The sequence below is a fragment of the Cupriavidus plantarum genome (genome assembly GCF_905397285.1).
In the GTDB taxonomy this organism is placed as follows: domain Bacteria; phylum Pseudomonadota; class Gammaproteobacteria; order Burkholderiales; family Burkholderiaceae; genus Cupriavidus; species Cupriavidus plantarum.
This window is the reverse complement of record NZ_CAJPUX010000002.1, coordinates 342,680-356,524: the sequence shown is the minus strand read 5'-3', so window position 1 is coordinate 356,524 and position 13,845 is coordinate 342,680. Positions and strand designations below refer to the sequence as shown.

7 protein-coding genes are annotated in these 13,845 nt (G+C 68.4%); 1 reads left to right on the top strand and 6 read right to left on the bottom strand.

From position 1 onward, the window contains the following. Nucleotides 1–52: 52 nt before the first annotated feature. From KHP16_RS10305 to KHP16_RS10280, 6 genes are all read right to left on the bottom strand, one after another. Nucleotides 53–625 (bottom strand): vWA domain-containing protein, encoded by a 573-nt coding sequence (locus tag KHP16_RS10305; RefSeq protein WP_115953283.1) that lies wholly within the window; start codon nt 623–625, stop codon nt 53–55. A 74-nt stretch (nt 626–699) separates the two neighbouring features. Continuing rightward, nucleotides 700–1,872 (bottom strand): ATP-binding protein, encoded by a 1,173-nt coding sequence (locus tag KHP16_RS10300; protein ID WP_211960119.1) that lies wholly within the window; start codon nt 1,870–1,872, stop codon nt 700–702. Next, nucleotides 1,869–5,684 (bottom strand): cobaltochelatase subunit CobN, encoded by a 3,816-nt coding sequence (gene cobN, locus KHP16_RS10295; RefSeq protein ID WP_211960118.1) that lies wholly within the window; start codon nt 5,682–5,684, stop codon nt 1,869–1,871. Before cobN ends, KHP16_RS10300 begins: the two co-directional genes overlap by 4 nt. Nucleotides 5,685–5,687: 3 nt before the next feature. Beyond that, nucleotides 5,688–6,767: a cobalamin biosynthesis protein CobW gene (gene cobW / locus KHP16_RS10290; protein WP_211960117.1), complete on the bottom strand. Its 1,080-nt coding sequence runs from the start codon at nt 6,765–6,767 to the stop codon at nt 5,688–5,690. Between the two features lie 62 nt (nt 6,768–6,829). Beyond that, the gene (locus KHP16_RS10285) at nt 6,830–8,497 is read right to left on the bottom strand and encodes a M30 family zinc metallopeptidase (protein ID WP_211960116.1); all 1,668 of its coding nucleotides are present in this window, start codon (nt 8,495–8,497) and stop codon (nt 6,830–6,832) included. A 140-nt stretch (nt 8,498–8,637) separates the two neighbouring features. Beyond that, entirely contained in the window at nt 8,638–12,528 is a 3,891-nt protein-coding gene (locus tag KHP16_RS10280) for a cobaltochelatase subunit CobN (RefSeq protein ID WP_415831105.1), read from the bottom strand. Between the two features lie 837 nt (nt 12,529–13,365). Between KHP16_RS10280 and KHP16_RS10275 the strand changes: the two genes are divergently transcribed. After that, complete coding sequence (locus tag KHP16_RS10275; RefSeq protein ID WP_115953289.1) at nt 13,366–13,650, top strand: hypothetical protein; 285 nt, start codon at nt 13,366–13,368, stop codon at nt 13,648–13,650. The last annotated feature ends 195 nt before the right edge of the window (nt 13,651–13,845 follow it).

Sequence of the window (13,845 nt, the reverse complement as noted above, 5' to 3'; positions counted from 1 at the left end):
GGATGGAAGGCCCTCTCCCCCGAGGGGAGAGGGGGCAACCGTCGGAGCTCCCCTACGGCGCGGGCATGTACTCCGCGCTCCAGTCGGCCGCCAGCTTCCGGCAGCGCCCGAGCGGCACAGCGTGGCGCTCCATGTCCACGATCACGACGTGATCGGCCCACGCCGGCCGTGGCGGGGCGTCGTTCGTGCGGCCATCCGTCAACACCCATAGCACCCGTTGTTGCGCCGGATGGCGCTGGGCATGGCGCTCGAACAGCTGGTCCGCGCGCGCCATGCCGAGCGTCAAGGGCGTTCCGCCTCCGCCGCGGATCGGGCGCAGCCAGGCTTCGTTCCATGGCCTTGCGCGCGACGGTTGGAGGCGGGTTTCGGCACGGTTGCCGCTGAAGCAGAGCAACGACACATCGCTGCGCGATTGGTAGGCGCGTTCCAGCAGCCGCAGCAGCACGCCTTTGGCCAATGCGAGTTGCCTCGCCTGCAGCATCGAGCCCGAGCAATCCAGCGCGAAGCAGTGCAGCACGCCGCCACGGGCGGCCGTATCGCGGTAGCGGAGGTGAGCCGGTTCCAGCGCCTCCCGACCTTTGCGGGCCAGCGTGCGGGGCCAGTGAATACGAGGACCCGGTTGCACGCCGCGTGCCGTGCCGCCTCTTGCGCCATGCCACCGTGCGCCGCCCCGCCTCACGGGCCCTTCGCGCCGGTGGCCTAGGCTTTTTTTGGCGGTAGCTTCCCGAATGGGCGCAGCGGTTTGACTTGTGCGACGGGGATGGCATCGGCGGCCGGGGCCGGCGCTGACAACGCGCCCCAGTCATCTTCCTCCCCGCCCTCGCTCCCCTCTGCGGTGGGGTTCTTGGCGCCAGCCGATGCCGCGCCCGGCATGCGCGCCGGGCCGGCCGGCCGGCTACCGGGCGCCGCGTGCGAGCCCGGTGGGATTGCCGGTGGGGTGCCCGGTGGCGTGCTCGGCGAGGTCCCCGTCCTCGCGTCGGGCGTCGTACCGGGAGACGCGTCAGCCGGGGGCGCCTGCCGCCGGTGGTACAGCACGAGTTCGGCGACCGCGTCCACGTGGGCGGTGGTCAGCGCCGGTGCCATGTCCCACGCGGCGAGCGCGCGGGCGGTGCGAAGCATGACGAGGTCGGCGCGGACGCCGTCTACCGCGGCGTCGATGCACAGCGTGCTGACGCGCGCGTGCACGGCGTCGTCGAACGACAGCGATGCCAGCCCCAGCCGGTGGCGTGCCTGTACGACACGCTCGGCAAGCGCCCGCTGCCCAGCCTCCACACTCGCGCGGAACGCCCGCGGGTCCGCATCGAACGCGAGCCGCGCGCGCACGATGGCCTGACGCGCGACGGGATCGTCGTAGTTGCCAAGCGCCAGTGCCAGCCCGAAACGATCGAGCAGCTGCGGACGCAGGTCGCCCTCCTCCGGATTCATCGTGCCCACAAGCACGAATCGCGCCTCGTGCTGATGCGATACGCCATCGCGCTCGACCACATTCACGCCGCTGGCCGCGACATCGAGCAGTTGGTCGACCAGCGGGTCGGGCAGGAGGTTCACCTCATCGACGTACAACACGCCTTCATGCGCGCGTGCGAGCAAGCCCGGCGCAAAACGCACCTGCCCCTCCTGCAACGCATGCCCGAGATCGAGCGTGCCGGTCAGTTGCTCCTCGCTCGCCCCCAAAGGCAGCGTCACGAAGTGCCCATGCGGCAGAAGCTCGGCCAGCGCGCGCGCAGCGGTGGATTTGGCGGTGCCGCGCGGGCCCGTCACGAGCACCCCGCCAATGCCGGGGTCCACGGCCGCGAGCAGCAGCGCGAGTTGCAGACGCTCCTGCCCCACCAGCGCGGAGAATGGAAAAATCGGTCTTCCCGAGGCTGTCATGTCTGTCCTTCGAGCCGTTGCTCGTTGTCGAGCAGATGCGCTTCGATGCGGGCGCGCTGGTCGCCGGGTTCCTGCCACAGGCCCCGTTCCATCGCCTCGAGCAGGCGCTCGCAGATACCCTGCAATGCGCGCGGATTATGCATGGCGATCCAGTCCCTCGTGGCGTCGTCGTTCACGTAGGCGTCGGCCACCAGCGCGTACTGGTGATCGGCGACCACGCGGGCAGTGGCGTCATAGCCAAAGAGGTAATCCACCGTGGCCGCCATTTCGAACGCGCCTTTGTAGCCGTGGCGCTTGACGCCATCGATCCACTTCGGATTGACCACGCGCGTGCGGATGACGCGTGCGATTTCCTCGCCAAGCGTGCGCACGCGCGGCGCGGACGGATTCGCGTGATCGCCATGATAGATCGCGGGCTGCGCACCGCCGAGGTGCCGCACGGCGGCGACCATGCCGCCCTGGAACTGGTAATAGTCGTTCGCGTCGAGGATGTCGTGCTCGCGGTTGTCCTGATTCTGGATCACCGTGTCGATCTCCGCGAGACGCGCGGCAAAGGCGTCGCGGGCCTCGATGCCGTCCGCGCGCCGACCATAGGCGTAGCCCCCCGCGTGCAGATAGGCGTGCGAGAGGTCGGCATCGTCTTGCCAGCGGCGGCTGTCGATCAGCGTTTGCAGCCCGGTGCCGTAGTCGCCGGGGCGGGCGCCGAAGACGCGCCATGTGGCCTGTTCGTTTGCGATCGCTTCGTCCATGCCTGCTGCCTGCCATCTCGCGCGCTCGGCTTTGACGCGCGCGCGGATGGGGTTCTCTTCGTCGGTTTCATCGCGCTCGTCAATCTGAGACACGGCGCGGACGGCGGCGTCGAACAGCTGGACGAGGCCCGGGAAGGCATCGCGAAAGAAGCCGGATACACGCAGTGTCACGTCGATGCGGGGGCGGTTGAACGTCGAGACCGGCAGGATCTCGAAGTCGACGACGCGGTGGCTGCCGGGCGCCCATTTGGGGCGCACGCCCAGCAGCGCCATGGCTTGCGCGATATCGTCGCCACCGGTGCGCATGGTGGCGGTACCCCAGACGGAGAGGCCGACGGCGTTCGGATACTCCCCATGCTCCTGCAGGTGCCGCTCGACGAGTTGATCGGCGGCGCGGACGCCTAGCGTCCATGCGGTTTGCGTGGGAACGGCGCGGGTATCCACCGAGTAAAAATTGCGGCCCGTGGGGAGGACGTCGGGCCGGCCACGCGAGGGGGCGCCGCTGGGGCCCGGGGGCACGAACCGCCCGCTCAGGCCACGGGCAAGTTGGCGGAGCTCCTGTTCTCCGCAGGCGTCGAGCCTGGGGAGAAGGACCGTGTGGATGTGGTCGAGGGCGAGACGCGTGCGCGGCAGGTCCGGGCGCTCCTCCCTTTCGGCGTCTTCGCCCAGCATCTCCTCCAGCAACATGTCGTCCAGCAACTTCAGCGCGAGCAACTCCAGCCGCTCGCGCGTGTCGCCGTGGTGGCGCCATGGACCGGCGTCCAGGCAACTCAACAGCGCGGGCCGTGGCCCTTGCCATGGTTCGGACCAGTCGGCGCCGAGCGGGTCGAAGCCGAGCCCGAGGTCATCCGCCAATGCATGGAGCAGCCCCACGCCGCCGGCCGCCGGGAAGCGAGCCAGCGCGGCCAGTGTGTCACGGCGTTGGATACCGCTGGGGGACGTGCCGAAGGTGTGCAGCCCATCGCGGATTTGGGATTCCTTGAGCTCGCACAGCCACGCGTCGGTACGATTCAGCAGCGCATCCTCGTCGTCGCCGCCCGCCGGCGCATCGAATCCCAGTTCCCGATGCAACTGCTGCCGCATGATGGTATCGAGGATCAAGCGCCGCAACAGCTTCGCGCGTCGCGGATCGACCGTCAGGGCTTCGTAGTATTCGTCCACCTGCCGCTCGAGGTCTTGTAGCGGGCCGTAGTTCTCCGCCCGCGTCAGCGGCGGCATCAGATGGTCGATGATCACCGCCTGCGCGCGGCGTTTGGCCTGCGCGCCCTCGCCCGGGTCGTTGACGATGAAGGGATACAAATGCGGCAACGGCCCGAGAATCGCGTCGGGCCAGCAGGACGCCGACAATGCCACGCTCTTGCCCGGCAGCCACTCGAGGTTGCCATGCTTGCCCACATGCACCACCGCATCGATCGCGAACACGTCGCGCAACCAGAGATAGAACGCGAGATAGCCATGCGGCGGCACGAGCTCCGCGTCGTGATAGCTGGCGTAGTCGTCCACCTCGTACGCGCGCGCGGGCTGAATGCCGATGAACAGATGCCCGCTCCGCACGCCGGCAATCATGAAGCGGCCCGCGCGCACCATCGGATCCTGCTCGGGCTCGCCCCATCGCGCGATCACCGCATCGCGGTTCTCCCGCGGCAACGATGCAAACCACGCCCGGTAGCGCGACATCGCCAGACTCTGGAAAGCCGGCCGCACCGCATGCTGGTCGAGGTCGTTGGTGACGCCGCGTGTCAGCGCCTGCATCAGCGCCTCGCCATCGGCAGGCAACGCCTCTACGGTGTATCCCTCGGACGCGAGCAGCGACAGGATGCGCACGACGGACGCCGGCGTATCGAGCCCCACGCCATTGCCGATGCGCCCCTCGCTGGCGGGATAGTTCGCCATGATCAGCGCCACGCGCTTTTCGGCATTGGGCAGCGCCCGCAACCGGCACCACCGGCGCGCGAGCTCGGCGACAAATGCCACGCGTTCCACATCGGGCTGATAACGCACGATATCGGCTTCGGTATGCGGGCAGCGATAGGCGAGCCCCTTGAAGCTGATCGCCCGCGTGATGATGCGGCCATCGACCTCGGGCAATGCCACGTGCATGGCGATATCGCGCGTGCCGAGCCCCTGGCTATCGGCAAGCCAGTCCTCGCGATTGCCGCCGGACAGGATCACCTGCAACACTGGCGCATCGTTCGCGATCACCACGCCATCGCCCTCGCCCGCATCGGGCGAGCCCGCGGAGAACGCGGTGGTATTGAGCACGAGCGACACCGCATGCGTATCGCACAGCTGCTGCAGCACGTCCCGGCAGATCGGTTCCTTGAGCGAGGTCAGCGCAACGGGCAAGGGCCGTAGCCCCGCATCCATCAACGCCGCGCACAAGGCATCGAATACCTCGGTATTGCCGGCCTGCAGATGCGAGCGATAGAACAGCACCGCTACGACAGGCGCGTCAGCGAGTCCGCGCGCCCGCCATTCCCGCGCCCAGTCATCGAGCGTGGCCACGCCGTGATCGCGGTGATAGAGCGCCGCCTGCGGCAAGACCCGAGGTGGCAACGCAGGCTCGCCAAAGCCGAACGCGTGATGGCCAAGGCAGCGGAAGAACTGCTCCGCATTCCCCGCCCCGCCCTCCCGCAGGTACTGCCAGAGCCGATGCGTCAACGCGGCGGGCGCATTGCCGTGACGGGCAAGGTTCTCGTCCTCGGCGAGATCGCCTGACGCCATGACGAGCAACTGGCGGCGTGCGCGCGCCAGTTCCGGCAAACGCTCCAGGCCATAAGCCCAGTCGCTCGCACCGCCCAGATGATCGACGACCACCACGCGCGCATGCTGAAGGACTTCGTCCACATAGAGATCGAGGGACGCGGGCTGGCGCAGATACATCTGGTTAGCCAGGCGCACGGAAGGAAATCCTTCGCCAAGGCGCGGCACCACGCTCGCCAGCAGCGAGAGCGTAGTGTCGGCCGCGCTGAGTACGACGATGTCCCCGGGTGTCTGCTCGATCCGGAGGACGATCGCGTTGTCCTCGACAAACCCGCCTGGCCGGGTGGACAGCAGGTGCATGGATCAGGCGTGCGCGGGGTTGGCCAACGCTTTGTCGAGTTCAGCTTGCAGCGTGCCGTGGTCGAGGTCCTGCCCAATCAGCACCACGCGCGTCCGGCGGCTTTCCTCGGCCCGCCACGCGCGGTCGAAGTAGCTGTCGAAGCGCTGGCCCACGCCATGCACGACGAGCCGCATGGGCTTGCCCGGCAGCGCGACGAACCCCTTGATGCGGTAGATGGTATGCGACTGCACGAGCTGCCCCAGCGCCGCCACCAGCAGATCGCGATCGACGTCGCCGGCTTCCACCACCACCGAGTCGAACTCGTCGTGATGATGGTCGGGGTCGTCGCCATCGCCATGATGATCGACGCGCAGGTGAATCGTGTCCTCCGACGCGCGGTTCAGGCCCAGCAGCAGGTTCACGTCGATGCGGCCACCCTGCGCCGGCACGATCTTGACCTCGGCCGGGATCTCGGGTCGCACGAGCGCTTCCACCTGCGCGCGCTGCGCGTCGTCCATCAGATCGATCTTGTTCAGGATGACGAGGTCCGCGCTGCCGAGCTGGTCCTCGAACAGTTCATGCAGCGGCGACTCATGGTCGAGGTTGGGATCGGCGCGGCGCTGCGCATCGACGGCGACGGGGTTGGCCGCGAACTGGCCCGCCGCGGCGGCCGGGCCATCGACCACGGTCACCACGGCGTCCACCGTGAACGCATTGCGGATGCTCGGCCAATGGAAGGCCTGCACGAGAGGTTTCGGCAGCGCCAGGCCCGACGTCTCGATCAGCACGTGATCGATCTGATCGCGGCGTTCGAGCAGTTGCTCCATCACCGGGTAGAACTCTTCCTGCACCGTGCAGCAAAGGCAGCCGTTGGCCAGCTCATAGAGCTGGCCAGTCGGTTCGCCCGCGTCGTCGCAGCCGATGCCGCAGCCCTTCAGGATTTCGCCGTCGATGCCGAGTTCGCCGAACTCGTTGACGATCACCGCGATGCGGCGCCCGTTGGCGTTATCGAGGAGATGGCGCAGGAGCGTCGTCTTGCCGCTGCCAAGGAAACCGGTGACGATCGTTGCCGGAATCTTGGCGGTGTTTTTGTTGGTTTGCATGCCGGTCGGAGGGTAGTGCCGCGAAGGATTTCGCAAAGGCGACCAGCATAGCAGAGCCCAACTCAGTCATGCACGACGATGGACAGTTGCGTCCCGGCCGGCACGCGCACGGTCTCGCGGTACGTGCCGCGCACGGCCTGCCGCACGATCGGCAGGCTTGCATAGGCCTGCAGCATCTGCGGCACCGCTGCGGTCAACGTGCGCCTGGCGGCGTAAGACGCCGGATCGATCTGCGGCAGCACGAAGCCGCCCTCCGCACGCACGGGATAGCCGTACCCCGCCGGGCTCGCGCTGGCGGGCATCAGCGAGCCGGCCGTCGCGCTCCATGCGGCGAACTGCTGCAGGAAGCCGGACCCCGGCTGCACCGAGCGGATGGCCGCATCGAGCACGCCCACCGAGTTCGTCGTGCTGAAGTTGCTCAGCAGGTTGCGGTAGAACGCGAGGCCGAGCTGGCGGTTCAGGAAGCTGCCGAACGCGCCGGACACCGAATAGCTGTCGCAGACGTTGGCGTCGAACGGCCGCCAGACCGTGAGGTTGCAGTTGTACGAGCCCGCGCCATAGGCCACATAGTCGCGGAAGCGCACATCGCGAATGGCGTTGTACGTCGGATCGATGGTGAAGCTGGCGAAGTCTTCCATCATCATCGCCGTCGCCTCCTCGAGCCACGTGTCGTACATGTAGACGCTCGATTGCTGCACGCCGCGGCGGTAAAAGTTCTGCATGTGCATGCCTTCGTGGGCCATGGTCATGCGCATCTGCTGCATGCCGGCCGCGCCCGCGAGGTAGAGCGTCTCCGAATCTAGGTAGAGCGAGATGGACTCGTTGCTGTACGGCTGGCTCGCGCGCTTGAAGTTGTTGCGCGCATAGAAGTAGCCTACGAGTTCGTATGGCTGGTTGTTGCGATCGAAGTTCAGGATCACGATGTCGATCGGCTGGCCGCTGCCATCGATCAGCGTCGAAAACGGCTGCGTGCCCCACATCGCGCCGCCGACGGACTTGAGCATGTCGTAGATGCCGCCGGAGCCGGCATACGCGGCCGCCAGGCTGTCGAGGATCGTCGCGTCGATTCTGCCGCTGCCTTCCTCGCCGTTCTCCACCCAGAAGTTGACCGTGATGCCGTCGGACGTCGACACCTGCTTGCGCAGCGTCGCCGTGCGCGCACTGTTGTCCGCGTGATACCACGTGCGCGCGCTGGTCAGCGTGCTGAAGCTCGGCGCTTGCGGCGCGATGGACGACGATTGCGGACGCTTGTCGCCGACAAGGTTCGCCCAGCCGCTGCGGTTGAAATCCGAGATCATTCGCTTCGTGGCGTCCGCCTCCTGCGTGCCGCCGTCGAGTTGCAGGCTTTGCAACGCCGCCGGGAAGCGCGATGCCGTCAGCGAGATCGCGGGCATGGCCTGCGCGACGGCGCTGTCGTTCGTGAAGACGAGCGACACATCCTGGCCATTGAGGCCCGCGATGCTGACCGGCACATCGATGGCCGACTGCGAATCGTTGCTGGCTTCCCACACGCCGGTGCCGCTGCCGGCATACGTGTTGGCGTCCACCGCGGCACAGCCGCCGCAGGCGGATGCGATCGTCACCGCCGGTGGCGGCGGCGTGACCGTCGTGGCGGGCGTGCCGGTCGGTGCCGGACCGCTGTCGCCACCGCCGCCGCCGCATGCAGCCAGCGCCGCGCTTAGTGTCAAGGCGGCCATCGCGCCCCAATTGATGTCATTGCGCGCACGCATGTTTCTTTCCCCGTTCTGCCGTTTTGGTTTTATCGGGCACCGGGCTCTGAAGGCCGGTCCCTCGGGCAATATCGGCAGGGCGGGCGCCGTCTGTAGACCCGTCTGTAGACGCCCCGGGGGGGGGGTAACCTTTCAGGTACCTAGCGGACGGTGCGGCGCCATGCGGCCGCCGCACCCATGAGGAATGCGAGCAGCGTGAATGCGAGAGCGCCGAGGCGCCATGGGGCAGCGACGGGCGATGGCGATGCGGCGGCCGGGGTGACCGGTTCCAGTCGGATGCCTTGAATGGGCGCGGCTGGGGTGGACACGGCGGGGGTGGGCGTTGAAGACGCGTCGCGGGGCAGGCTTGGTGTGGGACGGAGGGCAGGGCTGGCATGCGGCGTGGCAGGCGCACGGACCACATGCATCGGCGCGGTCTGCGTAGCGGTCTGCGTAGCGGTCTGCGTAGTGGCATCCGGCCGTGGACCCGCCACCATCGCCGCCGCAAACTGCCGACCCACATCGTGCATCGTGGCGGGGTCGACACGCGCCTGCCGCAACGTGCGCCCGATATGCGCCATCAGCACGGGGTTGCCGCACGTATTCGCGGTACACGACAGCCCATCGTGCCGGACCGATGCCGCATAGCGGCGCAGCAGCTCGGCGCGCTCGCGCTCGCTGAAGCGGTAGCTGCCCTGCCGGTCCACTTCGATGAGCCGGGCGAGCATGGCCTGCATCGCGTGCGGATTGGACGCGCGGAAGAAGCGGTCCATGCCGAGGCGCAGGCTGTCGGCCACGTACACGTCGTAGGTGCGCTGCCAGAACGTGCCCGACATCTGTTCGGGCACGGTGGCCTGAAACCCATAGAGGTGTTCGACCTCGCGCTGGATCTCGCGCGCGCCCGCATAGCCCGAGCGTTGCATCGCGACGATCCATTTGGGATTCCACTGGCGGGCGTTGAGTTCGGTAGCGAGCCACGTGCGGGCATCGACGGTGCGCGCATCGCCGGCGGTGCGGAGGTTGTGGAGCCACAACGGCGGCGCCTGCCCCGTTACCGCGCGCGTGGCGGCGACGAGACCGCCCGCATATTGGTACGTGTCGTCGTTGTCGAGCGCGCCGTATAGCGTGCTGGTGCGCGAGAACAGTACGGCTTGATTGCCGCGCAGGTGGCTGGCCAATGCCGCCGGACCCGTGTCGCCCCATCCTTCGGCGGAGTACGCGTGGTTCATCGCGTGCAGGTACAGCTCCGCCAGCGCGTTGCGGTTGCCGTGCGTGCCGGGTTGCGCGTCCCCGGCCGGTGGCTGGACATCCCGGCTTTGCTCGACCATTTGCTGGACGCCGATGGCGTAGCTGCCGGGGGCGGCGGCGAAGACGCGCGCGCGGGCGAGGCGGCTCGCCTTGTCCGCGTCGGCGCCCTGTGCGATGAGGGCGTCTTTGACCGCGCGGTCGTGGCGGCTGATGGCGTTGTCGCCGGCGGCGGCGGCCAGTCGCGCGGCCTTGTCGAGCAGCGCCACCTTGTCGCCGAAACCGTCGCGGTAGATGCCGGAGATGGTCAGCACCACGTTCACCCGGGGGCGGCCGAGTTCGCTGTCGGGTATCAGCTTGACGTCTTCGACGATGCCGCGGGCGTTCCAGACCGGGGTGACGCCCATCAGGTACATCGCTTCGGCTTCCATCGCGCCCTGGTGCCGCTCGGTCTCGCCGTACCACAGGACCATCGAGACGGACTCGGGGAGCGTGCCGTTCTCCTTGCGATAGCGCGCGAGCGTCTGCTCGGCCATGGTCTTGCCGAGCGCCCATGCGGCACGGGTGGGGATTTGGGCGCCATCGAAAGCGTGGAGGTTGCGGCCCGTAGGGAGCGAGTCCGGCGTGCGGACAGGGTCGCCCAGCGGACCGCTTGGAAGGTAGTCGCCGTTCAGCACGGTGAGCAGACCGTCGAGCTCGCGTGACGGCGAAATGCGCAGGTCGGCCAGCCATGTCCGCGCCGTGGCGATGGCTGCACCGGCAGCCTCGGTGTCGTTGTTCGACGCCGGCAGGCCGTCCAGCGAGGGCTCGCGTCCGGCGACGAGCGCGGCGGCCCACTCGCGGAGGCGAGGGGCGCCGATGGCGCGGGCCTGAGCGGGGCTGAATCGCGCGGCGAGCATCGTGGCGAGCGCGTCCTCCTGCTCGCGGAGCGGCGGCATCTCGCCGAGCGCGTGGATGCCCAGCGGCACGGGCTCCGCCTCCACGCGGTGCAGGAAGGTGTGGATCGTGGGCTCAATGGTGTCCCATGGCGCATTGGGATCGAGCCCGAGTTGCTTGTCGAGGCCGAGCTCACGCACCTGGGCGATGGCCTGTGCGCGGTACTCGCGAGCCAGTTCCGGCGACGCGTCGCGCGTGGCGGCCTCCTGCTCGATGGCCGTGTCGAGTTGCGCCAGCGCCGGCGGCTGGCCCGCGTTGGCGAGCAGCGGCGACAGATGGCTGACGAGCACGGCGGCGCTGCGTCGCTTGGCCTGGATCGCTTCTCCGCCGCCGTCCTGGATGTAGACGTAGGGGTTGGGCAGTCCGCCGAGCAACACCTCCGCGCTGTCGTCGCCGGAGAGGCCGACCTGCTTGCCCGGGAGCCATTCCAGCGTGCCATGACGGCCGACGTGCACGACCGCGTCGGCGCCGAAGGCGTGGCGGTACCAGAGGTATGCGGCGATGTAGGAATGCGGCGGCGGCGTGAGCAGATCGTGCGACGTGTCCTGCGCGCGCGCGAACGTTGACCGCAACGGCTGCGGGCCGACGAACAGGTTGCCGAAGCGGAGGCCGGGGATGACGAAGGCGGGTTCCGGGTCGGACGAGCCCGCGCGCGTGAGCATCAACGGGTTGCGTTCGGGCGGACCCCACGCACGCGTGACCGCGTCGCGGAACGCGGGAGGGAGCTCGTCGAACCACTTGCGGTATTGCGACACGGGCAGCAGCGTCACGTGCCCCGCGCGCGCCATGGCGTCGAGTTCGCCGGGCGACCAGGTTTCGACGTTGCGGCCGTTGGCCTCGAGCAGGCGCGTCAGCGTGGCGGTGTCCGGCAGATGCGTGCCGGTGCGGTAACCCGCGGTGCGCAGGCGTTCGAGTATGGCGGTGAGCGATGGCAGCGTCGCCAGGTAACTCGCGCCGATGTTTCCGCGCCCCGGGGGATTGTTGTAGTACAGGATCGCAACGCGGCGGTCGGCCGCGGGCTTGGCGCGCAACGCCAGCCATCGCTGCACGCGGCCGACGATGGCGTCCACACGCTCGGGCACCGCGACACTTGCCCTTGCGCCATCGACGTCCTCCTGGGTGGCGAACAGTATCGGCTCCGTGGCGCCCGCGCGCTCGGGCGCGGTGACGAGCAGCGGCACGCGGTCGCCGGGGATGCCGCGGACGTCGCCCGCCCACGCGGCGCGACTGTCGCGCGTGGCGATGAGGTTCATCACGCGGATCCGGTGCGCGGCGAGCCAGTCCTTGTCCTGCGCGCGCGGGATCGTCAGGTTCAGCGCCAGCAGCAGCGAGATCGGGGAAGCCTTCGCCCCGCCCTTCGCCGCGCCGTTCGTCCCGCCCTTCGCCGCGCCGTTCGTCGTCAGGTACGCGTCGAGGCTCGACAATGGCCAGCCGAACACGGGGACGACCCAGACGCCCTGCCGCTCGAGCGCGGCGATCAGGGTGTCGATGTGCGCCAGATCGCGCTGGCGATAGTTCGTCGCATAGAACGCCAGCGCCACCAGCGGTGCGTCCGCCGGCATGCCGCCTTCGGGTCCGCCCTGGTCTCTATACCACGCAAGATACGCATCGAGGCTCTCGAAGGGCCGCGTGGCGCGCGGGTGGTAAATGCCCGCGGCCGGCGCAGGCCGTACGGCAGGGACGTCGATGGCCGCGCCGCGCTGCGCCGATGCGTAGGCAAAGAATCCGGCGACGTTGTCCGCGCCCCCGGCTTCCCAATACTGCCGCGCCGCATCGTTACGCGCGGCATCCACCCTGACGCCCCACGCGGCCTCGGCGTCCGGCGTCGGCGTGGCGAGCAGCAGTGCGCCACGGGCGTGGGCCGCGCGCATCGCGAGCCCGATGGCGCGCTGCGTGGCGGACGGGACGTACCACGTCTGAATCACGTCCGCGCGGGCGATTTGGGCAGGGTCCGGTGCCGTGGCGGAGAACTCGATTTCCGCGATCGCCTCGGCATGTGCGTACTTCGCCCGGAAGGCCGCTTCCGCGGCAGGCAGCAGATGCGTGTTGGGCGTGATGACCAGAATGCGCACAGGCGCGGCGAACGACGTGTTCGTCACCACGAGCAGCAGACACAGTACCAGAGCAAGAAGCGGGGAGAAGGCCGCCAGCGGGATGGCACGGGCCTGGCGAAGGGCGGACACGGGTACGGAGCGTGGGGGCAGGGACGCGCGGGGCATTGAGCGCAGCATTCTACCTGCGCGGTCGGACGGCCTCGGGCCGAACGCGTCCGCAGACACATCACGCGGCAGGGAACATTACCGGCGAAAGCCGTTCAAACGTGCGTTGCGACACCCACCGCAAACGGGCGCATTGTTGGTCTTGCTGTTGTCCTGCTGTTGTATTTCCACCCGCCGCACTGCGTCATTTCTCCGGCATGACCGGGTGTCATTCATGCGCACGAAGCAACAAGCCCTCTCGCCCGCGAGTAAAAATGACAATCGCGTGCAGAAGTGATCGATCGTTCGTGCATGAAGTGCCTGCTACGAAACCACCGCAAAAGCTCCGCAAAAAATTTACACCGAGGTGTGGCGAGAGGCAATCCTCCGCGTGGGCGAGCCCACATGGCGCATGGTGACCCATCGTGTACCTGCCCTGCTTTCGTCTATATTGATGCTCATGGCAAGGCATTTGCATTAACAGCGTCGTCACCCCTGGAGGTATCTGCCATGCGTTCGCTTGCTAACTTGTTCAGTCCACCGACGCCCGAAAAAATCGCTGAGAAGGAACTGCAAGACATGAGGCTGACGCTTTTTCAGGCAGAACGCCGCCTGCTGGAAGCGCAGATGCAAGTCGATTACTACCGGAACATGATCTCCTTCCTCGAGGAAGTGGGCACGAGCGGTGTCGAAGGCGTGGCCGACCGGCGCCGCGCGGCCACCGAGCCTACGGAGCAGCCTACCCGCGTATCGCCGGGGCTGACCCCCGTGCCGATCGTCCCCTCCGCGGCCTGATCCCCGGGACCCGGGGGACCACACGCGGGACTACTCGGGACCCAAGACCGTATCCGGCGGGCCGCCCGCCACCGGCAGCCCGCCCGCTCCGCGGAGCGTGTGCGATACTCGCGGCCGTGCGCATGCGTACTGGCCCGGCCGATCCCCGGCAACAGGGCCGCCACGCGTGCCCCTGCCCCCTGGAACCGGCCTGAT

What these genes read in the sequence shown, in the direction of transcription:
- KHP16_RS10300 (WP_211960119.1), bottom strand. Translation starts at nt 1,872, where the DNA reads ATGACAGCCTCGGGAAGACCGATTTTTCCATTCTCCGCGCTGGTGGGG.
- cobN (WP_211960118.1), bottom strand. Translation starts at nt 5,684, where the DNA reads ATGCACCTGCTGTCCACCCGGCCAGGCGGGTTTGTCGAGGACAACGCG.
- cobW (WP_211960117.1), bottom strand. Translation starts at nt 6,767, where the DNA reads ATGCAAACCAACAAAAACACCGCCAAGATTCCGGCAACGATCGTCACC.
- KHP16_RS10285 (WP_211960116.1), bottom strand. Translation starts at nt 8,497, where the DNA reads ATGCGTGCGCGCAATGACATCAATTGGGGCGCGATGGCCGCCTTGACA.
- KHP16_RS10280 (WP_415831105.1), bottom strand. Translation starts at nt 12,528, where the DNA reads ATGCGCGCGGCCCACGCCCGTGGCGCACTGCTGCTCGCCACGCCGACG.
- KHP16_RS10275 (WP_115953289.1), top strand. Translation starts at nt 13,366, where the DNA reads ATGCGTTCGCTTGCTAACTTGTTCAGTCCACCGACGCCCGAAAAAATC.